The sequence below is a fragment of the Chryseobacterium sp. MIQD13 genome, assembly GCF_050496705.1.
GTDB lineage: Bacteria > Bacteroidota > Bacteroidia > Flavobacteriales > Weeksellaceae > Chryseobacterium.
Map to the genome: position 1 here is coordinate 654,348 of NZ_JBNWAF010000001.1, position 20,830 is coordinate 675,177.

A 20,830-nucleotide genomic window follows, 5' to 3' on the forward strand; every position below is an offset into this window, starting at 1 on the left:
TGATTTTGCGGACGGGTTATTAATTTGGTAATTATTATACTCATTAGATATTGCATTATTATCAATCAAACTCTATATTTACAATATTATTCAATATCACGTGAAAAAAATTATCCTTTTTCATCTGTTTTTGTTCATATTATTATCACCTTTATTTTCTGCCCAGATTCCAGGAATGATAAATTATAATGGTGAGGATGGCCTGAACAGTTCATACACCTATTCTATTAGTCAGGATAATTCCGGGCTTCTCTGGATAGGAAGTGATAACGGATTGTTCCGGTTTGATGGAAAAGAATTCAAACATTTCAACAATAAACAGGGTTTAAAAAATATCGAAGCTCTGTCCTGTCTGCCTCTTTCAAACGGAGAAATTTTTATTGCCCCTTTTCTGAATGATTTTGCCTACCTGAAAAATGGCAGGATCATCAATTCGGATTCAAACAGCGAGCTGAAAAAAATACAGTTTACTCATAACCCTGATGGTTATACGGCAGGTAATTCACTTTATCTGTATTCCAACTATAATCCAAATACCATTTATATCTATCAAAATGAAAAGGTGAGCAAAATTCCTTTGGCTATTAAAACCATTCCTTCAGATAAGTTTTATGTATTTGGTCTCAGTATGGCTGATAAAATGGTCTATTATGTATCTATTCAAGGGAAAAGGGAAGCTATCCATGCTTATGACATCATTACCAAAAAGAAAACAGCCTGCAATATTTCTGCTGATAAAAACACCCTTGTATTAAGAAAGGACGATATTTTTGTTGTCAGAAACAAAAGAACAATAGATGTTTACAAACTCTACAATAAATTTCATTTCAAAAAAATTAAAAGCTATACTGCACAGGAAAACATACACAGGCTTGTCATAGACAATAATTACCGGCTCTGGCTATGCCTTGAAGAGGGAGGAACAATATATTTTAAACAGTCATTGCTGGATAGCAGCAAATTTTCCAGTCCCGTCAAAATGATGGATCATTATATCATCAATGATATTCTGGTTGATAAAGACAATAATACCTGGTTTTCTACCCGGAATAATGGTATTTTTTTTCATTGCTGACCGGTTTTTTAGAAATTATATTCACTTTCCGGTTAAAAACAATTCATCAAGCATCAACGTTATCGTTAAAAATAACCGCGGCATTTTTCTGGGATATAATGAGGCCAAAAGCGGTATCTACCACAACGGACAGGTAACAGATCTTGTTTTTGAAAAGAATATTAAGCTGGAACATAAAGCTATATTTTCAGAAGGAAATACGGTCATATTTGGTCTTACAAGAGAGCTTCTTCAATATAATACCAAAATCAGGGAAAAGCAGCTTGTAACAAAATTTGTTTTAAAGGAAATAGCCCCGTACAAGCCCGGCTCTGTTCTTCTTTGTACCTCTGAAGGTCTCATTGAATATAATTTCCGTACCATGGGCTATGGAGACACCCTTAACAGAGAAAGAACTTATACTGCACTGGTTTACAATAAAGACAGCTTGTTTTCCGGAAGCTTTAAAGATTTATATAAAGTGAATACAATTACAAAAAAGAAAAGGTTATTTCTGGAAGGTTATTATTTCACAGATCTTAAAAAGTTGGGGGATAATCTATATGTAGGGGCTACCAACGTCAGAGGAATTATACTTTTTGATAATTCCAAAGTACTGAGGAAAATTTCGGAAAACATTGGTCTGCCTACCGACCAGGTTAAAAAAATTGAAATAGAGAATAAAAATGTATTTTGGGCAAGCACTAATTATGGACTCAGCAGAATTGAGCTCAAAGGATCAGATGTAAAGATCAATAATTTTACGCAAACAGACGGTCTTCCGTCAAACTCCGTAACAGGATGTGTTATTTCAGGGGATACCATTTATGTAGGGACTTCAAAAGGATTGGGAATTCTTTCTATTAAAAACCTGATGAGCCAGAAAAAATTCATTAATAAAAAAGTAATTATCAATTCAGTAATAATTGGCAGCAGGGAAATTTTTGATATTCATCAGCCGTTAACAGGTCAAACACCCAATAATGATATTGCCTTCAACGTAAGTTTTCCTGATTTTAATTCACAGGGGAAGATAAGTTACCTGTATAAAATTGAAGAACTCAGCAGTGGATGGCAGACGAGTAATTCCCAAAAGATTATTTTCTCTTCTCTCCCTCCGGGCAGATATACATTTAAAGTTTTCGGAATCGGATATAATGGAAAACGGTCTTATACTTCTACCGACCTGCATTTTGAGATCCGTCCGAAGTTCTGGCAGACCTGGTGGTTCAAACTTATGGTAATCAGTCTTGGGGCTGCTGCTTTATTCATTCTTATCAACATATATTTCCAGAAAAAAAGAAATAAAAAACTGGAAACTTTATACTATGAAAAGAAAATCGCCGAGCTTGAACTTCAGGCCATAAAAGCTCAGATCAACCCTCATTTTATTTACAACTGCCTCAATTCCATCCAGTTCCTTTTATATAAAAAAGATTACAAAGAAACAGAGAATTATCTTGAAATATTTGCCCAAATGATCAGAAAAACCCTGCATTATTCGGAAAAAACATTTATGACCATTAAAGATGAAGCAGATTACCTTTCATTATATCTGAATATGGAAAAGCTCAGATTAAAAAATGAGTTCGACTATAAGGTCATCTTATCTGAAAGCATTAATGAAAACTGGGTTATTCCTTCCCTGCTCATCCAGCCTTTTGTGGAAAATGCAATAAAACATGGAATCGCGGGTTTAAAAGACAGGAAAGGAAACATACAGGTGACTTTTAATCATACCGGAACGTCAATCTGTATAACTATAGAAGACAACGGTGTAGGCATAGGCAGCAAAAGGCAGATAAGTCCGGATTCTTTCGGGGTAAAATTATCCCAGAAAAGAATTGAAACATTCAGGCAGCTTTTTGAGACTCATATCATACTGGAGATCTATGATCTTTCTGAAAAAGAGCAAAGACCGGGAACTCAAATCAAACTTTATATAAAACCTTATGAAAACCAAAATACAAGCATGCATCATTGATGATGAACAGGACGGAAGAGACTATATCGCTCTTCTGCTGGAGAATGAATTCCCTGAGATCCAGACGGCATTTCAGGCCTCAAGTGTGGAGGAAGCATATATTTATCTCTCTAAAAACACACCGGACATCCTTTTTCTGGATGTTCAGCTGAAAGACGGTACTGCTTTCGATCTTCTTTCAAAATTCAGGGAAATAGATTCCCGGATCATTTTCATTACAGCATTTGAAAACTTTGCGATTCAGGCTATTAAAAACGGTGCGGCAGATTATCTGCTCAAGCCCATCAAGAAAATAGATTTTATCATTGCCGTTAATAAGGTGCTGGAAACTATTAAAAAAAGCAAAACCACTTCCGGAATCTCCCCAAATGAGAATAAGATCAGCCTTCCTACCCTTCAGGGTTTCAAATTAACCAACATCAGCGATATTATCCGTTGTGAAGCAGATTCCAGCTATACTACCTTTTATCTTACGGATAAAACCAAGATCATTGTTTCCAAAACACTTCATGAGTTTGAGGAACATCTTACGAAATATAATTTTTTCAGGATCCATCATAAGCATCTAATCAATATTTTTCACCTTAGAGAATATATTAAAGGAAAAGGCGGACAGGTAGTGATGGCAGATCATTCCATACTGGATGTTTCTGTTCGTAAAAAGAATGATTTCCTGCACAAAATTGAAGATCTGGAATAAAAAATTACAATTCAGGATTCTTTTCCAGTTTTGCAATCACCCTCTTCAGCATAACCGGAACTATTAACTGATGAAAAGGCCGTACAGGCATAAAATACAGTATTCCCAGCCAGTTATGATATTTTACAGTGGTTGAAATCGTTAGAGAATTACCTTCTGTTCCATCCTGTATCTTATCATAAAGGAGAGAAACCCTGAAATCGAGGTGCTTATCATCTTCGCCCAGGATGATTTCATGATCTGTTTTCTCAAATATTTTAAAAATTCCAACCTGCTCTCCTGCTTTAAGCTTAAAATTATCAGATAACGGCATTTTGTTGTTGATTCCGGTTTTCAAACCAAACATTTTAACAATCTTATTTCTGAAAGCAAACATTTTCTTCCCCCATTGAGGACTGCTGGTGAAAAAAGCGGTACCTATTTCCGCTGTGGTGATATCTCGCTTTCCATTCAGCTCTCCTTTAAAACTATCCATATAGTCGAAATAATGTTTTTCCCTATATAAAACAGATTCTTTGGGAAGTTCAGTTTTTGTGATATTCATGGTATTAATCTTTGACAGGATTTAGTCTTTATCCTAACAAATTTAAGAGGCTTGCTGCAATAATGGGATGAGTAATATCAGTTTAAGCCAAAATAAATACAGGTAAATTTTTCATACACCTGCAAAAATCAACACTTAACGTCAATTTATTAACACTTATTAGAAAAACTGCCACACTTAACAATTCACATAAAAGGGAATTTTAAAAGATATTAATTTTAAACTACGGTATCAGTAAATGATTTTCCGAAAAACTAAACCAACCATAAAAACGATAACCTATGAAAATCAAAAACATTGTAATTCTGGGATGGTCCGCAGGACTTCTCCTTTTGTCAGGCTGCAGGGAAAATAATGAGCAGCTTGAAGAATCAACAGCAGCTAATATCACTGCTTCAAACAAATTAGAACCGGCAAATCTACCGCCCGCACCTCCGGAAATCAGGGAGGAATTTGCTCAGGACGGTATTGATATTGATAAAATCACTGTAGAATATTTCTCTGACGGCCAGCCGGTTGATATGATTGCTGATCTGGAAGATAAATTTCCTGTTGCTTCTTTGGTGAAAAATCCCGCCGATCAATCCGCAGTGATCACGGTGAGAACTTTTTCAACAGAGGAAAAATATCTGAAGTACGGTGATCTGAACGGCCTGAAATTCCGTGAAACCAAAGCATTTAATGAGTCTATTCAGAAATATGCTGAAGTTAACGGTTTGGTTCAGGTAGCGGAAGCCGGAGAACAGCTGCCTGATTCATATTATGCATTTGAAAAACAGCAGTATCAGCTTTATTTTGGTGCATTCAGCCCGGGATGGCTTCGGGTGTATGATGATATTATTCCTTATGGCTCAAATAAGTATGTGATGTCACCATTTACTCCTACCCTGGGATTCTGGTTTTTTGACAACTGGAATAATAAAATAGGATGTTATAAAAGACAGCATATTTATATGGTAGAACATCTTTATGACAAAAAGTTCTTCAAAAAACACCTGGTTTCTCTTGCCGGATGGGGAACCTCCACCGTTATGTTCTGGGGCATTCTCGGATATGTCAACAACAGAGTAGAATCTATGATACTCTTTTAAATAAGGCAAAATAAACAGAGGACCGTTTCTATCCGAAACGGTCTTTTTTGTATCTCATGTTTTGTGATTGCAAAAAATAAATTAAATTAGAATCAACAAAACCAGATTTTTAATGATACAACTTCCATTATCCAAGCTTTCAAATGTAGGAACTACCATTTTCAGTCAAATGACTCAGCTCGCCAATGAAAATGAGGCTATTAATCTTTCTCAGGGATTTCCTGATTTTATGCCAGATTCTGAGTTACTGGATCTTGTAAACAATTTCATTCAAAAGGGATTCAATCAATATGCTCCACTGGGGGGAATGATGCCGCTGAAAGAGGAAATTGCCAGAAAAATTGAAAATAGCCATCAGGCTGTTTATCATCCTGATTCTGAAATTACCATTACAGCAGGAGGAACCCAGGCTATTTTCACAGCCATCGCTACTTTTGTTAAAAAAGATGATGAAGTAATTATATTTGAACCGGCTTATGACTGTTATGAACCTACAGTAGAGCTTTTTGGAGGAATTGTAAAACGTTTTGAGATGAAAGCCCCAGATTATGAGATCGACTGGAATGCAGTAAAAAGTCTGGTGAGTGAGAAAACCAAAATGATCATTCTTAATAATCCGAACAATCCTTCCGGAAAAATTTTAAAAGAAAATGATATTCAGGAACTCATCAAACTTGTAAAAGGCACTTCAATTCTTATTCTGAGTGATGAAGTTTACGAAAATATTGTATTTGACGGAAAAAAACATCTTAGTATCTGCCAATATCCCGAACTTAAAGAGAGAAGCCTTCTTGTTGCTTCATTTGGAAAGCTATTCCATGTTACAGGCTGGAAAACAGGCTATTGTGCAGCTCCTAAAAACCTCACCGAGGAATTCCGGAAAGTACATCAGTTCAATGTTTTCTGTGTAAATACCCCTATACAGCTTGCCCTGGCCGAATACATGAAAAACGACGAACATTATAACCAGCTGAACCAATTTTTTCAGGAAAAGAGAGATTTTCTGAGAAAAGGACTTTCAGGTACGTCTTTCGGACTTCTTGACTGTGAGGGAACCTATTTCCAGGCTTTTACCTATGATAAGATATCTGATAAAAATGATTTTGATTTCGCTTCAGAACTGACAATCAATCATAAAGTGGCGAGTGTTCCTTTTTCATCATTTTACAAAAACAAAAGGAATGATCATGTGATCCGGTTATGTTTTGCAAAAAAACAGGAAACACTGGAAAGAGCAATTGAAAATCTTTCCAGGCTTTAATAAAAATATAGTTTCAAACTGAAAAAGGGCAAATTTGCCCTTTTTCAGTTTAATCTTTTTGATTTATAAAAACATTCCTCCTGAGGCCTCTATTCTCTGCCCGTTGATCCAGCCCGCATCTTCGGTACACAGGAATGCCACTACACCTCCGATATCATCCGGAAGTCCTGCTCTTCCCAATGCCGTAACGTTGGAAATCATAGAATTTACATTTTGATCATCTCTTGTTCTTCCTCCTCCAAAATCTGTTTCAATGGCTCCCGGAGCTATTACATTTGCCTTTATTTTTCGGGGTCCAAGTTCTTTTGCCATATATTTTGTCAGCATTTCTACGCCTGCTTTCATTGAACCATAAACAGATGATCCCGGCAGAGCAAATCTTGCAAGCCCTGATGAAATATTAATAATTCCGCCTCCATCATTCATAAAAGGAAGCATTTTCTGTGTCAGAAAGAAAACTCCTTTAAAGTGAACATTTACAATATCATCAAATTGTTCTTCCGTGGTTTCTGTAATCGGAGAATATAAAGCGGTTCCTGCATTATTGATCAGGAAATCAATATTTGGGCTTCCTGCTTCAGTTTTCAGATGATCCGTGATATTTTTTACAAACCCATCAAAACTTTTTACATCTCTTGTATCCAGTTGATACGCAACTGCATTTTGGCCTAAAGCTTTTATTTCGCTGACCACAGCATCAGCTTCTTCGCGGCTGTTTTTATAAGTAATAATGACATCCAATCCTTTTTGTGCGATTTTAAGAGCTGCATTTTTTCCAAGTCCGCGGCTTCCACCAGTGATTAATGCAATTTTTGTTTTTGTATTCATCTTTTATATTATTTGGTTTTATAATTTAATGATACAAAGTTGGAAAATTCCCAGGAAGAAACATTTGCCTGAATCAATCCGAAATTTGCAAAATTCAAATCATGAACGGAATTCCATTGGAGTAAATGAGGTCTTTCTTTTAAAAAAGTTAGAAAAATGGGCAATTTCCTCAAAACCCAGTGCATATGATATCTCGGAAACGTTCCATTTGGTTTGTCTTAAAAGGATTTTAGCTTCCTGAATCATACGGTCTGCAATAAATTCAGTAGTTGTTTTTCCAGTGCTTTCTTTTAATTTTTTATTCAAATAATTTACATGAACCGCTAGCCTGTCAGCATAATCTTTTGCTGTTTTCAGCTGCAGCCTCTGTTCTGAAGATTCGATTGGAAACTGCCTTTCCAACAGCTCTATGAATAATGAGACCACTCTTAATGAAGCATCATTTGAGGCTGAAAGTTTCGCAGCAGGCTGAAGTTTCTGTCCGTAATGAATCAGTTCCAAAACATAGTTCCTGATTAAATCATATTTGAAAATATAATCGGAAGCTATTTCCTTTTTTATTTTTGTAAACAGAATATCTATTTCATCTGCCAGCTCATCATCAATCTCAAACAATGGAATATTTCCCGGCTGAAAAATTGGCAGATCTTCTAATGAAAACCGGGACTGTGCTTTGATGAAGAAGTCTTCAGTGAATACACAAAAGCTTCCTGACTGGTCGGGATCTTCCGGAACCCAGTGATAAGGAACTTTCGGGGTTGCAAATAATAAAGCATTTTTCTTAATAGCAATAATTTTATCTGCATATTCTGCCCTGTTCTTTCCCCTGATCAGGCTTATTTTGTAATATTTTCTTCTGTTGTAAGGCATTTCAGAAGTGGTTTTCACTTTTTCAATCGTCTGCCTGATATCAAACACATTAAAATGCCCAATATCTTTATGAAGTCCTTTAGGGAAAATACTTTCAAGATCTTTTCCCAGTTTGGCTGCCATCTCTTTATAAAAATCTTCAAGGGATGAATGAGTGGTTTTTTCCATAGCTGACTGTTTGTAAAATTCAAATATACAAAGTTACCGGAATTTGCAAGTAGCAAAATATTTTAACTTTTTTCTATATGGGGTGATATACTTATGGATATTTTTCTTACTTTAGTTTTCAAACTAACTCACTAAAAATCAAAACAATGAAAAATCAAGAATTGCCGAAAGGAAAAAAACTGAACAAAAGACAATTAAGAAGCATCACCGGCGGATTAATGGATTGTATCGATCCTATGACCGGAGGCTGCAGTAAGATATCAATAGGCTGTGCACAGCTGCAATGCAGGCCCGTGATAGACCCTATAGAATAAAATTAAAACCGTTCATTTACTGAACGGTTTTTTATTGATATTTTTAATTACCAGAATACAATTTAGAAATATTTTTTCTTCATTAAGTGATATATATAAATATTTTTCCTATCTTAGTTTAAACTAATACATTAAAATCAAAGACCATGAAAAATTCAAACTTAGACAAAGGAAAAAAACTAAACAAAAGAGAATTAAGATCAATTACCGGTGGAAAAGAATTATGCATTGATCCAGCTACAGGAGAGTGTAGAAAATATGGAATAGGCTGTGCTGAATTAAAATGCAGATTAGTAGATCCTATAGAATAACAAAATCCAAAAATATTGAAAAGGCCACTCTGAATAAAGGTGGCTTTATTTATTTCTGACAAAAAAGAAAAATGCTCCGGAGATTCCCCCTGAAGCATTTTTATTATAACTAACTTTAATATATTCTTATACGTTAAATCTAAAGTGCATGATGTCACCATCCTGAACAATATATTCTTTACCTTCTACAGAAAGTTTTCCGGCCTCTTTTATTTTAACCTCGGAACCATAAGTTACATAATCATTAAACTTGATTACTTCTGCACGGATAAAACCTTTTTCAAAATCAGTGTGGATCACTCCGGCAGCTTGTGGAGCTGTCCATCCCTGCCCGATTGTCCATGCTCTTACTTCTTTTACTCCGGCCGTAAAGTAGGTCTGAAGTTTTAATAAATCGTAAGCTTTTCTGATCAATCGGTTTACTCCAGGCTCTGTAAGCCCCAGTTCTTCAAGGAAGATTTCTCTTTCTTCAAATGTTTCAAGTTCATTGATATCTGCTTCGATCTGGGCTGCCAATATAACGATCTCTGCTCCTTCATTTTTTGCCATTGCCTCGATCTTCCCTATCCATTCGTTTCCGTTTTTGATAGAGTTTTCGTCTACGTTGCATACATATAATACAGGCTTTTTAGTTAAAAGCTGGATATCATCAATAATAGGCTTCGTTAAATCATTTACCGGAAATTCCCTTGCATTTTTACCATCCTCAATAAATTTCTCAAGACTTTGAAGGGTTTCATAAACAAGGATATCGTCTTTTTTTCCTGATTTGATGAATTTTTTAGCTTTTTCAACAGCTTTTCCAACAGTTTCAAGGTCTTTCAACTGTAATTCGATGTCAATAATTTCTTTATCTCTCATCGGATCTACAGAACCTTCAACGTGGATAATATTACCATTGTCAAAGCATCTTAAAACGTGGATGATTGCCTCACATTCGCGGATATTGGCAAGGAACTGATTTCCCAAGCCTTCTCCTTTACTGGCCCCTTTTACAAGACCTGCAATGTCAACAATTTCAACTACAGCCGGCAATACTCTTTCCGGATTAACTATTTTTTCCAGTTCAAACAGCCTGGGATCCGGTACAGATACCGTTCCAAGGTTCGGTTCTATCGTACAGAAAGGATAGTTTGCTGACTGAGCTTTAGCATTGCTTAAGCAGTTAAAAAGAGTTGATTTACCTACATTCGGAAGGCCTACAATTCCACATTTCATATTGTAAAATTCAAAGTTTAATATTCAATGATGCTATTTAAGTTCAGGGTCTGATTGTAAAGCTTATTTCATCTTATTCTGACCATTGAACTTTCAGCCTGCAAAGATAGTGATTTTAAAGGGAGTTTCATAATAAAAAAATCTGCCTGAATTTTGGCAGATTTTGAATAATTTTTGTTCACCCATCGGTTTTTATGGGTTATCTCCGGTAGCATTCTGAGCTAAAGGAACATCGTTCGGAGCTTCCTGTAATGTTTTATCTAAAGTAAATAAAGACTCATCTGTAGCACGGTCACCACCGGCAATTTTCAGCTTATCAATCAGGTTGGAGGCAAGTGTTTCTTCTTCTATCTGTTCCTGTACAAACCACTGCATAAAATTCCATGTAGCCCAGTCTTTTTCTTTTAATGCCAGGTCTACAATTTTGTAGATTGCTGTAGTATTATCAACCTCATGTTTAAAAACACCGTCAAAACAGGCTGTCAATGATTCAGGATCTGCCGGAGGTGCCGGAATGGCATCTACTTTTGGCTTTCCACCTCTGTTCAACACATATTCCATAAATTTAATGGAATGATTTCTCTCTTCCTGAGCATGTCTGTAAAGGAAATTGGCAATTCCCTGATATCCCTTATCATCTGCCCAGATCCCATACGACAGAAAAACATGTGATGCATGAATTTCCTTGTTCATCTGATTACTCAGTGCTTTTTCAATAGCTGGGGAAAGTCTGTTGGTATTCATAATGGTATATTTTTGTGATTGTGGAAATAATAATGCAAAAATGATTCCGTCACTATTTATTTTTTTAATCATTTATTCAAAAATAATTTACAAACAACTGATTTATATTAATTTAAATGAATAATTTATAGCTATTCTAAAATAAAAAACCAGTTCTTTTCTGAACCGGTTTTGTTTGATCGTTTATTTTCGTGTTTAGGTAATTACTTTACTTTTTTCGCCATATAATCACTTTCATTCCCAAGTCTGTCTACAGCTTTTATAGCTACTGCATTCAGCTTTCTGCCTCCTTTTGATTTTGGAATATCTTTTGAAAGACTGTCCAATGTAAGAATTTCTGTTTCCCAGACTCCGTTATACTGTGTGAAAAGCACCCATTGAAAAACATTTCCGATATTTTTAGTACTCCAATTAGCCTGCACAAAGCTTCCGTTATCGGTTGTAAATAAAGTTGGGGTTTGCAATGGAACCGCTTTTATCCAAGGGGTTTTCGGAACTAACGCTTTTTCGTTGTAAGGTCCGTTTTTCAGAGTTGGCAACATGCCTGCATTTCTCGTTAATCCTGCAATACTCCAATGGATTTCTCCGGCATCATTTTTTAAGATCTGTCTTGAAATTTCAATCTGATTTTTAATTTCCGTGGGACGGTCTGATACTTTGATCTCAACAGTATTAAGTCCCGGCCATAGATGACGGTTCATTGTATTTTCAGATTTCCACCAGTTTAACAGGGGTTCAAAGCCTTGACCTTTAGCATCGATGGGCCAGTACAACTGTGGCGAGAAATAATCTACCCAGCCTTTATTGAGCCATAATTTTGCATCTGCATACAATTCGTCATATTGGGAAGATCCAACGATTCCTTCAGGATATCCCGGTTTCCAGATTCCGAACGGGCTTATCCCAAATCTTACATAATCTTTCTCCGCATGAATTTCTTTGTAAATTCTCTCTACAAATTTATTGACATTATCTCTTCTCCAGTCTGCCCTGGATAACGTTCCTCCGCTTCTCAGATATTCGTTCCAGCTTACATTATCAGGAAAATCAGCTCCCCTGTTGTAGGTGGCATAAGGATAGAAATAATCATCAAAATGGATAGCATCAATATCATATCTTTTCACAATATCTTTTACAACATTGGAAACATGTCCCTGGGTCTTAGGATTGGCAGGATCGAACCAATACATTCCATTTTTTAATCTTACAACAATGTCGGAAAGCTTGTTCGCCATAGAAAGGCTGTTTACAGCGCCTCCGTTTGTATGGTGTGCACGGTAAGGATTCAGCCATACATGGAGCTCCAAACCTCTTTTATGAGCTTCTTCAATCCAGAACTGGAGGGGATCATAATTCGGATATGGGGCAGTTCCTGTTTCTCCGGTCAAAAAGTATGACCAAGGCTCTATATTACTTGTGTACAAAGCATCTGCAGAAGGTCTTATCTGAAAGATCACAGCATTGAAATTGTTATCTTTCAGCATATCGAGCATGCTTATCGCTTCTGCTTTTTGCTGATCTACCGTTAAATTATTTCTTGAAGGCCAGTTGATATTGGCTACACTTGCAATCCAGACTCCCCGGAATTCTCTTTTGATCTCAGGAAGAACTGTTCTGAAATTTTCATCAGCGGGAGGTGTTGCTGTTACAGGTTTTACCGTGGTAACCGGATCTTTAGGCTTTATAGTATTGCTGTTAGGCTTTGCTGTATTTTTTGTTGGTGTTGCTTTTACTGTATTGTTCTGTACGGAGCAACTGGTATATGTTGCGAAAGCTCCGGCTAAGACGGTAAGCTTTATAATATTCATTTTCATCGTCTGCAAACTACTTTAAATTTATATTTTCTAAGAGATTATTATGCCAAAATAAACATTTTAAGACATAGTCTAATAAAAAAGCCCCGAAAAATTCGAGGCTTTTCTGATATATAAGAATTTCTTATGCTTTTGCTGATCTTTCCACTCTTTTTCTTTCTTCTTCGGAAAGGAGTTTCTTTCTCATTCTGATGAAGTTTGGAGTTACTTCAATCGCTTCATCACCCTGGATGTATTCCATACATTCTTCCAGTGAGAACAAGATTTTTGGAGCAACACCGGTATCTTTATCTTTTCCGGAAGCTCTCATGTTGTTCAGCTGTTTTGCTTCTACAATGTTTACAACAAGATCTCCAGGTTTGTTTTGTTCCCCGATAATCATACCTGCGTAGATTTCCTCACCCGGATCAACGAAGAATTTACCTCTGTCCTGTAATTTAGCGATAGAATATTCTGTAGCCGGCCCTTGAGTTTTGCTGATCAATACTCCGTTGTTTCTTCCAGGAATTGCTCCTTTGAAAGGTTTGTATTCTGTAAAACGGTGCGCCATAATAGCTTCACCAGCAGTAGCTGTCAACATCTGAGAACGTAATCCGATCAGACCTCTTGAAGGAATCTCGAATTCCATATGCTGCATCTCACCTTTGGTTTCCATAATGTGAAGGTCACCTTTTCTCTGTGTAGCAAGGTCAATTACTCTTGAAGCATATTCTTCAGGCACGTCAACAACCAAAGATTCGTAAGGCTCACATTTTTCACCATCAATTTCTCTCAGGATTACCTGTGGCTGACCAATTGTCATTTCATACCCTTCTCTTCTCATCGTTTCAATTAAAACTGACAAGTGAAGAATACCTCTACCAAAAACAAGGAAAGTGTTGGCATCGTCAGTCTGCTGAACTCTCAATGCAAGGTTTTTCTCTAGTTCTTTAGTTAATCTTTCTTTCAGGTGGTTAGAAGTAACATATTTACCGTCTTTTCCGAAGAAAGGTGAATTGTTGATAGAGAACGTCATGTTCAGTGTAGGCTCATCAATTGCAGTTCTTTCCAATGGTTCAGGATTTTCAAGATCTACGAATGAGTCACCAATCTGGAATGAATCAAAACCAACAACAGCACAAATATCTCCTGCCTGTACTTCAGTTACTTTTTTCTTTCCCAGACCTTCGAAAACATAAAGTTCCTTTACTTTTCCTTTTACAACTTTTCCGTCTGCCTGTGCAAGACCGATCCATTGAGATTCTTTAATTTCACCTCTCGTTACTTTCCCGATTGCAATTCTTCCCAGGAATGAAGAGAAATCCAGTGAAGTAATCTGCATCTGAAGGTTACCTTCAGTTACTTTCGGTGCAGGAACATATTGTAAAATACCATCCAATAATGGAAGAATATCTTCAGTCTGTTCTAATGAAGTGTTGAACCAACCTTGTTTTGAAGATCCGTAGAACGTTGGGAAATCCAATTGTTCTTCAGTAGCTTCAAGGTTGAAGAATAAGTCAAATACCTGATCGTGAACTTCATCCGGACGACAGTTTGGCTTATCTACTTTATTGATAACAACCAATGGTCTTAATCCAAGCTCCAATGCTTTCTGAAGTACGAATCTTGTCTGAGGCATCGGTCCTTCAAAGGCATCAACCAAAAGGATCACACCGTCTGCCATCTTTAAAACTCTTTCTACCTCACCACCGAAATCGGCGTGACCAGGGGTATCAATTACATTAATTTTAGTGTCTTTATAGGTAACAGAAATATTTTTGGATAAGATCGTAATCCCTCTTTCTCTTTCAAGGTCGTTGTTATCCATTATTAATTCTCCACTTTCCTGATTTTCTCTGAAAATGTTTGTAGCATGAATAATCTTGTCAACCAAAGTCGTCTTCCCGTGGTCAACGTGTGCGATAATCGCAATATTTCTAATGTTTTGCATGAATGATTTTTACGGGTGCAAAAATAGTGATTTCTAATGAATAATGAGCAAGAATATGAATTAATTAACAAATTCATAATGAGAACGTTAAGCTAAAACACCCATTAAAGCCCTAAAACAGAATCATTTATGATATTTTGTAATAATAAATTAACAAATATAAGATTAAGTTTAAATGGGTAATCACCTTATATTTTTTGAAACAATAAATAATACGACGAGTTCTGTCGTTATGGCCCCTTATTTTTGATCTATAAATTTCCTGCAGGAATGTATGTAATTAATTATTAATCTTTATCACAAAAAAATGACCAACAATTTAAATTTATTAACGATTTCAGAATTTATTGGCACTCACGATCCTTCTTTAGACAAGGATATTGTAACATTAATAGACGATTTTACGGGAGAGCTTGTCAATTTCAGAAAAGACAACACAATTCCTACAGACGGAAAATTTTTGTACTTCACAAAAACCAATTCAGATAACAGCCTTGCCAATTATAGAAGAATGCATACAGGACATATTTCTGTCAAAATCAGCGGAGCTTCGGGTGATGGAAATACAAATGATTACTACGAAATTCAGAAGCTTATTGACGAAATGGAAACTGGGCAGGTTTTAAATCTTGAAAATAAAAGATACATGCTTTTCGATACTTTACATATCAATAAATCTATTAAAATTATAGGTTCTGCCACTAAAGATAAAGATAATCCTCCTTTCCTTATAACTCACAACAATGATGGGATTGTAGTGAATGCCAGAGGAGTTGTTTTAGAGGGATTCGGAATCTATAATATAGAATCTTATGTGGAAACTCCTAATAACTTTACCGGCATTAAGATCAATGGAAATTCTGACGTTGCCGCTTATGAGATGATTGTAAGAGATATTTCAATTCACGGATACAAAATAGGATTAGAAGTCAACTATTTATGGTCTTCACAAATTCAGACACTTAAAACAGGTAATTGCCAGATAGGAATCCTTGTGAAAGGAAAATCAGTTAACAACGAAATTTCCGGTAATACCTCACTGTCTTTTGATTTCAATACTCTCGATAGTAAAGGAATCTGGTTTTTAGGAGAAAATGAAGAAAAAACTGAAAAAGAAGGCTGGCGGATTATTGATACATTAATTTATGGGGCTTATGATGCTATTTATGCTGAGAAAACATCTCATGTAAATTTAATGAACAGTATGATTGATTTCTGCCAGCATATCGGTATCGTTATGTTAGATGGATGCTATAACTGGAATATAAACAGCAATTATATCGCTCTTGACAAGCCTGGATATGGAATATATTCAGCCAACAATATTATCAACCCAATGGTTAGGGGACATAAAATCATTAATAATGACATCCTTATTTATGACAATAAGGAAACTGATGTCATATCCATCGGCATTGATATTGTTGGCTCAGGATCATTATATGATGATGTAATAGGTAATTCTGTAAAAAACTTTAAAGTCCACGATATCAGGGCATACGAGGGATTGAAAACGACAATTAGTAATAACAAATGTTTATCAGCAATTGAACCTAATATTGTCAGCAACTTTATCACCAATGATAATTTAGGAAACGTGTATTATCAGAACTTAAATGATTCTTTTCATTTAGGAAAGGTAAAAATAACGTATGCAGATGCTTATCCTACCACATCTTCTTCCCAATGGAAACGTGGTGATATTATTTTAAATGTAGGGCCTGCCGTAGATGCACCTATCGGATGGGTAAATACAACCGACGGAACAAACACCTGGAAACAGTTTGGAATTATAACTGCTTAATTTAAATCCGTCTGTTTGATTAGTGTTAAATATCTCCTTTGGGAGATGTTTTTTTAATAACAAGAAAATATAACAATATTTTCAAGGTATTCTGCTCCTGTTTCTATATCACTTATTATCAAATAAAAATGTTCCTTAACTCAGTAGTCCAAAGCCAATAGATAAGTCCCACCTGAACCAAAACCACAAATCCAAATTTCAGCAAAAAAGACATTTTCGAGATTTTATGTCTGAAAACTATCATCCCAAAAGCAGCTCCTATAGTTCCTCCTATAAACGTTAATCCTAAAAGTGTATTTTCCGGGATTCTTCTTGCATGTTTTACAGAAAGTCTTTTATCCCAACCAAAAATAATGAAGGTGAAGAGATTTATTATAAGAAGAATATATATTATCATGAGACAAAAATAATGAATTAGCATTGGGTAATAAAAAAGACCACTTTATAAAAAGCAGCCTTCCGTATTTATATTGTATCTAACAATTATTTTTTAGCTTTTACATCAACAGCGATCTCAATATCCTTGCTGATCATCCATTCCGCTGGATCTGCTTCTGAAGTACCGAATTTGATTCCCCAGTCTGCTCTGTTCACTGTAAACTTAGCCTGAACTGAAGCCGAGCTATCTGTAACATCCACTTTAGCAGGGAAAGTTACGTTCACAGTTTTTCCTGATAGAGTAAGGTTTCCGCTTACGGTTTTATTTGCTCCGGCTACTGCATCTGCAGGTGCGTCTTTCAGATCTGTAACGCTTGTAATTTTGAAGTCTGAAGTTGGATTCTTCGCTACATCAAAGAAGTCAGGGTTTTTCAAGTGAGCTTCCAGATCTCCCGGTTTTTTATCTTTTTCTGTTACTGAAGCCGGATCTACTTTGATAGAGTTCATATCAATTACAAAGTTACCTGCTGCTAATTGGCCTCCCTCAATACTAAGATCACCTGATTTTACATTAAGTGTTCCCCAACGAGGAGCCATACCACCTTTATGAGTAGCTTTCCAGTTTACTACAGAAGTAGCAACATCAACTGTCAGAGCTTCTCCTTTGCTTTCTGCTACTTTCTGTTCTGTAGCTGTAGCCGCAGCGTCTGCTGATTTTTCTTTATTACATGATGCTGCAAGCAATCCTATTCCTACCAATGCAATTACACTAAGTTTTTTCATATTATTTATTGTTTAAAAAAATTTAATTAAAATTTCAAGTTCCAAAAATAGAAAAACCGTACCATTTATTATCTTAACATACATCAAGAAATAAAATTTTCATTTTATCCGGTTTATTATAAACTGAAAAGGACCGTTTAAAGTATTCACTCCATGGCAAAATTGCCTATTTTAGCTGTTTAAAATTTAAAATGAACGTTACAGACTATATAAAACAAATCCTCGATATATCTGAAAAGAGCATCAACAATACCCTTCAATTACTGGCCGAAGACTGCACTATTCCATTTATTTCCCGTTACAGAAAGGATAAGACCGGGAATCTCGATGAAGTCCAGATCGAGCAGATTTCAAAAATCAGCAAACAGTTTGACGAAATTATAAAGCGTAAAGAAAGCATTTTAAAATCAGTTGAAGAGCAGAATGCCTTAACTCCTGAATTGAAACAGAGGATTGAAGAAAGCTTTGACATTACAGAGCTGGAAGATTTATACCTGCCGTTCAAAAAACGCAGAAAAACAAAATCGGATACCGCCAAGGAAAAAGGCCTGGAACCTTTAGCCAGAATTATAATGAGCCAAAAAAGCAACGATCTGCAGTTCCTCGCTTCCAAATACCTGAACAGTGAAGTTCCGTCAGAAGAAGAGGCTTTACAAGGCGCAAGAGATATCATGGCGGAATGGATCAATGAAAACATGTACGTTCGCAAAAACCTCCGTAGATTATTTCAGCGTAAAGCGGTAATTACCTCCAAAGCAGTCAAAACCAAAAAAGATGAAGAAGAGGCACGGAAATTCTCACAGTATTTCGAATGGGAAGAAAATCTCGGCAGAACACCCTCTCACAGACTTTTAGCTATGCTTAGAGCAGAATCGGAAGGTTTTGTAAAATTGAATATAGGGATTGATAAAGAAGAGGCCGTTGATTTTATCGAAAAAGCAATCATTAAATCCAATAATGAAAGTTCGGAGCAGATTACTTTAGCTGTAAAAGACAGCTATAAAAGACTTTTAGAGCCTGCTATTTCCAATGAAGCTTTACAGGAAGCGAAAGAAAAGGCAGACAAGAAAGCCATTGAAATATTTTCTGAAAATCTCAGCCAGCTTCTGCTTGCTCCACCTTTGGGCGAAAAAAGAATTCTAGCGATTGATCCGGGATACAAAAGCGGCTGCAAAGTAGTCTGCATAGATGAAAAAGGTGATCTTCTCCATAATGAAACCCTCTACCCTCATGCTCCGCAGAACGAAAGCGGAATGGCCATGAAAAAGATCCGTTCTATGGTAAACGCTTACAATATTGAGGCAATATCTATCGGAAACGGAACAGCAAGCCGTGAGACAGAATTCTTCATTAAAAAAATTGCTTTTGATAAGCCGCTCCAGGTTTTTGTAGTTTCAGAAGCAGGAGCATCGGTTTATTCTGCAAGTAAAATTGCAAGAGATGAATTTCCGTCTTATGATGTTACGGTACGTGGAGCAGTTTCTATTGGAAGAAGACTGGCCGATCCTTTAGCTGAGCTGGTGAAAATTGATGCAAAGTCAATTGGTGTGGGGCAATATCAGCATGATGTGGATCAGACCCAATTGAAGAACGAACTTGATTCCACTGTGATGAAATGTGTCAACTCTGTAGGAATCAACTTAAATACAGCAAGCAAGTCTCTTTTAAGCTACGTATCCGGGATTGGAGAGAAGATGGCAGAAAACATCGTCAATTACCGAATGGAAAACGGTGCTTTTGAGGATAGAAAGCAGCTTAAAAAAGTTCCGAGGCTTGGAGAGAAAGCTTATCAGCAGGCTGCAGCCTTTGTAAGAATCACCAATGCTAAAAATCCTCTTGATAATTCAGCTGTGCATCCTGAAGCCTATGGAATTGTAGAAAAAATAGCTAAAGATTTAGGTATTAAAACCAACGAACTGATTGCCAGCAAAGAAAAAATAGCTTTGGTAAAGCCAGAAAATTATATTACAGAGGAAATAGGAATTTTAGGAATCAAGGATATTTTGAAAGAGCTTGAAAAACCTGGATTAGATCCAAGAAAAGCTGCAAAAGTATTTGAATTTGATCCGAATGTAAAAAGTATAAAAGATTTAAAACCCGGAATGATCCTTCCCGGAATTGTCAATAATATTACAGCTTTCGGATGTTTTGTAGATCTTGGAATCAAGGAAAGCGGGCTTGTCCATATTTCTCAGCTGAAAGACGGATTTGTTTCTGATGTGAATGAGGTCGTGAAGCTGCATCAGCATGTCCGTGTAAAGGTTACAGATGTAGATGAGTCAAGAAAAAGGGTTCAGCTAAGTATGATTTTGTAGACCATTCTTGAAAAACTGTTCAACACTACAAACTAAATAAAAATAGCAGTATTTTGAGGACTAAAAATTTAATTTTCGATTTAGACGGGACTCTTTGGGATCCAAGGGCCACCATCATCAAAATATGGAATGAGGTTTTAAATAAGCATCAACTGATCAATAAAGATTTGAAGCCTGAAGATATGGATCAGTATATGGGATTGCTGGCAGACAACATTTTAAAAGACATTGTTCCCGGAATTTCCGATCGGCAGGTTCATGAAATCCTTTCTGAAATTGTACAACATGAAAACAAAGTATTGCGTATCGAAGGTGGTATTCTTTATGATGATGTTGAGGAAACCCTGAAAGCATTAGCAGAAAACCATAAGCTTTTTATTGTAAGCAACTGTCAGGACGGATATATTGAATCGTTTTTGGAATATTATAAGTTCAACAGCCTGTTTACTGATATTGAATCTTACGGACGGACTAAAAAACCAAAATCGGAGAACATCCGGCTGGTTATGGAAAGGAATCATTTGAGCCCTGAAAATTCAGTTTATATCGGTGATACGCAAACCGATTATGATTCTGCAAAAGCTAATGATCTATCGTTTATCTTCTGCGAATATGGTTTCGGAAAATTGAACACCTCTGATTATGAGCCTTTGATTTCAAATTTTTCGAATATAAAACTCCATATTTAATTAAAATACTATTAAGCCTTAAGAATAATT

19 protein-coding genes are annotated in these 20,830 nt (G+C 36.1%); 10 read left to right on the forward strand and 9 right to left on the reverse strand.

What is annotated here, in order from left to right:
• Positions 1–175 precede the first annotated feature (175 nt).
• The 3 genes from ACQWU4_RS03145 to ACQWU4_RS03155 are packed head-to-tail and all read left to right on the forward strand — an operon-like array spanning position 176 to position 3,738.
• Positions 176–1,075 carry a two-component regulator propeller domain-containing protein gene (locus ACQWU4_RS03145; protein ID WP_429934307.1) on the forward strand — a complete coding sequence of 300 codons (900 nt, stop codon included), beginning with the start codon at positions 176–178 and terminating at the stop codon, positions 1,073–1,075.
• The gene (locus ACQWU4_RS03150) at positions 1,053–3,038 is read left to right on the forward strand and encodes a histidine kinase (RefSeq protein ID WP_429934308.1); all 1,986 of its coding nucleotides are present in this window, start codon (positions 1,053–1,055) and stop codon (positions 3,036–3,038) included. Before ACQWU4_RS03145 ends, ACQWU4_RS03150 begins: the two co-directional genes overlap by 23 nt.
• Positions 3,007–3,738, forward strand: coding sequence for a LytR/AlgR family response regulator transcription factor (locus tag ACQWU4_RS03155; protein WP_429934309.1), 732 nt, complete (start codon positions 3,007–3,009; stop codon positions 3,736–3,738). Before ACQWU4_RS03150 ends, ACQWU4_RS03155 begins: the two co-directional genes overlap by 32 nt.
• A 4-nt stretch (positions 3,739–3,742) precedes the next feature.
• Here ACQWU4_RS03155 and ACQWU4_RS03160 read toward each other — a convergent pair whose 3' ends face one another.
• The gene (locus ACQWU4_RS03160) at positions 3,743–4,282 is read right to left on the reverse strand and encodes a DUF2867 domain-containing protein (protein WP_429934310.1); all 540 of its coding nucleotides are present in this window, start codon (positions 4,280–4,282) and stop codon (positions 3,743–3,745) included.
• A 281-nt stretch (positions 4,283–4,563) separates the two neighbouring features.
• On the opposite strand from ACQWU4_RS03160, the gene ACQWU4_RS03165 reads away from it, so the two are divergent.
• Positions 4,564–5,373 carry a hypothetical protein gene (locus tag ACQWU4_RS03165; RefSeq protein ID WP_429934311.1) on the forward strand — a complete coding sequence of 270 codons (810 nt, stop codon included), beginning with the start codon at positions 4,564–4,566 and terminating at the stop codon, positions 5,371–5,373.
• 112 nt (positions 5,374–5,485) lie between these two features.
• Positions 5,486–6,634 carry a methionine aminotransferase gene (locus tag ACQWU4_RS03170; protein WP_429934312.1) on the forward strand — a complete coding sequence of 383 codons (1,149 nt, stop codon included), beginning with the start codon at positions 5,486–5,488 and terminating at the stop codon, positions 6,632–6,634.
• A 63-nt stretch (positions 6,635–6,697) separates the two neighbouring features.
• On the opposite strand, the gene ACQWU4_RS03175 is transcribed toward ACQWU4_RS03170, so the two are convergent.
• Both ACQWU4_RS03175 and ACQWU4_RS03180 read right to left on the reverse strand, forming a co-directional pair.
• Complete coding sequence (locus tag ACQWU4_RS03175; protein ID WP_429934313.1) at positions 6,698–7,462, reverse strand: SDR family NAD(P)-dependent oxidoreductase; 765 nt, start codon at positions 7,460–7,462, stop codon at positions 6,698–6,700.
• Positions 7,463–7,561: 99 nt separating this feature from the next.
• Entirely contained in the window at positions 7,562–8,500 is a 939-nt protein-coding gene (locus ACQWU4_RS03180; RefSeq protein WP_429934314.1) for a helix-turn-helix domain-containing protein, read from the reverse strand.
• Between the two features lie 146 nt (positions 8,501–8,646).
• On the opposite strand from ACQWU4_RS03180, the gene ACQWU4_RS03185 reads away from it, so the two are divergent.
• Together ACQWU4_RS03185 and ACQWU4_RS03190 are read left to right on the forward strand one after the other, a co-directional pair.
• Positions 8,647–8,814 carry a hypothetical protein gene (locus ACQWU4_RS03185; protein ID WP_429934315.1) on the forward strand — a complete coding sequence of 56 codons (168 nt, stop codon included), beginning with the start codon at positions 8,647–8,649 and terminating at the stop codon, positions 8,812–8,814.
• Between the two features lie 146 nt (positions 8,815–8,960).
• A complete protein-coding gene (locus ACQWU4_RS03190; RefSeq protein ID WP_429934316.1) occupies positions 8,961–9,125 on the forward strand; it encodes a hypothetical protein in 165 nt (54 codons plus the stop codon).
• Positions 9,126–9,251: 126 nt separating this feature from the next.
• Here ACQWU4_RS03190 and ychF read toward each other — a convergent pair whose 3' ends face one another.
• From ychF to typA, 4 genes are all read right to left on the reverse strand, one after another.
• Entirely contained in the window at positions 9,252–10,343 is a 1,092-nt protein-coding gene (gene ychF, locus ACQWU4_RS03195) for a redox-regulated ATPase YchF (RefSeq protein ID WP_429934317.1), read from the reverse strand.
• 192 nt (positions 10,344–10,535) lie between these two features.
• Entirely contained in the window at positions 10,536–11,159 is a 624-nt protein-coding gene (locus tag ACQWU4_RS03200) for a ferritin (RefSeq protein ID WP_429934318.1), read from the reverse strand.
• A gap of 131 nt (positions 11,160–11,290) precedes the next feature.
• Positions 11,291–12,901 carry a glycoside hydrolase family 10 protein gene (locus ACQWU4_RS03205; RefSeq protein ID WP_429934319.1) on the reverse strand — a complete coding sequence of 537 codons (1,611 nt, stop codon included), beginning with the start codon at positions 12,899–12,901 and terminating at the stop codon, positions 11,291–11,293.
• Positions 12,902–13,025: 124 nt separating this feature from the next.
• Positions 13,026–14,831 carry a translational GTPase TypA gene (gene typA / locus ACQWU4_RS03210; protein ID WP_429934320.1) on the reverse strand — a complete coding sequence of 602 codons (1,806 nt, stop codon included), beginning with the start codon at positions 14,829–14,831 and terminating at the stop codon, positions 13,026–13,028.
• 307 nt (positions 14,832–15,138) lie between these two features.
• Between typA and ACQWU4_RS03215 the strand changes: the two genes are divergently transcribed.
• Positions 15,139–16,635: a hypothetical protein gene (locus tag ACQWU4_RS03215; RefSeq protein WP_429934321.1), complete on the forward strand. Its 1,497-nt coding sequence runs from the start codon at positions 15,139–15,141 to the stop codon at positions 16,633–16,635.
• Between the two features lie 118 nt (positions 16,636–16,753).
• Here ACQWU4_RS03215 and ACQWU4_RS03220 read toward each other — a convergent pair whose 3' ends face one another.
• Both ACQWU4_RS03220 and ACQWU4_RS03225 read right to left on the reverse strand, forming a co-directional pair.
• Complete coding sequence (locus ACQWU4_RS03220; protein ID WP_429934322.1) at positions 16,754–17,032, reverse strand: DUF1294 domain-containing protein; 279 nt, start codon at positions 17,030–17,032, stop codon at positions 16,754–16,756.
• 86 nt (positions 17,033–17,118) lie between these two features.
• Positions 17,119–17,796, reverse strand: a complete 678-nt coding sequence (locus tag ACQWU4_RS03225) for a YceI family protein (RefSeq protein WP_429934323.1) — start codon at positions 17,794–17,796, stop codon at positions 17,119–17,121.
• Positions 17,797–17,987: 191 nt separating this feature from the next.
• Here ACQWU4_RS03225 and ACQWU4_RS03230 point away from each other — a divergent pair, with 191 nt between their 5' ends.
• Both ACQWU4_RS03230 and ACQWU4_RS03235 read left to right on the forward strand, forming a co-directional pair.
• Entirely contained in the window at positions 17,988–20,111 is a 2,124-nt protein-coding gene (locus tag ACQWU4_RS03230) for a Tex family protein (protein ID WP_429934324.1), read from the forward strand.
• 53 nt (positions 20,112–20,164) lie between these two features.
• Positions 20,165–20,800: an HAD family hydrolase gene (locus ACQWU4_RS03235; protein ID WP_429934325.1), complete on the forward strand. Its 636-nt coding sequence runs from the start codon at positions 20,165–20,167 to the stop codon at positions 20,798–20,800.
• The last annotated feature ends 30 nt before the right edge of the window (positions 20,801–20,830 follow it).

Excerpts from the sequence above, each read along its gene's own strand:
- ACQWU4_RS03165 (WP_429934311.1), top strand. The coding sequence starts at position 4,564 with ATGAAAATCAAAAACATTGTAATTCTGGGATGGTCCGCAGGACTTCTC.
- ACQWU4_RS03220 (WP_429934322.1), bottom strand. The coding sequence starts at position 17,032 with ATGATAATATATATTCTTCTTATAATAAATCTCTTCACCTTCATTATT.
- ACQWU4_RS03155 (WP_429934309.1), top strand. The coding sequence starts at position 3,007 with ATGAAAACCAAAATACAAGCATGCATCATTGATGATGAACAGGACGGA.
- ACQWU4_RS03200 (WP_429934318.1), bottom strand. The coding sequence starts at position 11,159 with ATGATTAAAAAAATAAATAGTGACGGAATCATTTTTGCATTATTATTT.
- typA (WP_429934320.1), bottom strand. The coding sequence starts at position 14,831 with ATGCAAAACATTAGAAATATTGCGATTATCGCACACGTTGACCACGGG.
- ACQWU4_RS03225 (WP_429934323.1), bottom strand. The coding sequence starts at position 17,796 with ATGAAAAAACTTAGTGTAATTGCATTGGTAGGAATAGGATTGCTTGCA.
- ACQWU4_RS03160 (WP_429934310.1), bottom strand. The coding sequence starts at position 4,282 with ATGAATATCACAAAAACTGAACTTCCCAAAGAATCTGTTTTATATAGG.
- ychF (WP_429934317.1), bottom strand. The coding sequence starts at position 10,343 with ATGAAATGTGGAATTGTAGGCCTTCCGAATGTAGGTAAATCAACTCTT.
- ACQWU4_RS03180 (WP_429934314.1), bottom strand. The coding sequence starts at position 8,500 with ATGGAAAAAACCACTCATTCATCCCTTGAAGATTTTTATAAAGAGATG.
- ACQWU4_RS03170 (WP_429934312.1), top strand. The coding sequence starts at position 5,486 with ATGATACAACTTCCATTATCCAAGCTTTCAAATGTAGGAACTACCATT.
- ACQWU4_RS03145 (WP_429934307.1), top strand. The coding sequence starts at position 176 with ATGATAAATTATAATGGTGAGGATGGCCTGAACAGTTCATACACCTAT.
- ACQWU4_RS03185 (WP_429934315.1), top strand. The coding sequence starts at position 8,647 with ATGAAAAATCAAGAATTGCCGAAAGGAAAAAAACTGAACAAAAGACAA.
- ACQWU4_RS03230 (WP_429934324.1), top strand. The coding sequence starts at position 17,988 with ATGAACGTTACAGACTATATAAAACAAATCCTCGATATATCTGAAAAG.
- ACQWU4_RS03215 (WP_429934321.1), top strand. The coding sequence starts at position 15,139 with ATGACCAACAATTTAAATTTATTAACGATTTCAGAATTTATTGGCACT.
- ACQWU4_RS03150 (WP_429934308.1), top strand. The coding sequence starts at position 1,053 with ATGGTATTTTTTTTCATTGCTGACCGGTTTTTTAGAAATTATATTCAC.
- ACQWU4_RS03205 (WP_429934319.1), bottom strand. The coding sequence starts at position 12,901 with ATGAAAATGAATATTATAAAGCTTACCGTCTTAGCCGGAGCTTTCGCA.
- ACQWU4_RS03175 (WP_429934313.1), bottom strand. The coding sequence starts at position 7,462 with ATGAATACAAAAACAAAAATTGCATTAATCACTGGTGGAAGCCGCGGA.
- ACQWU4_RS03190 (WP_429934316.1), top strand. The coding sequence starts at position 8,961 with ATGAAAAATTCAAACTTAGACAAAGGAAAAAAACTAAACAAAAGAGAA.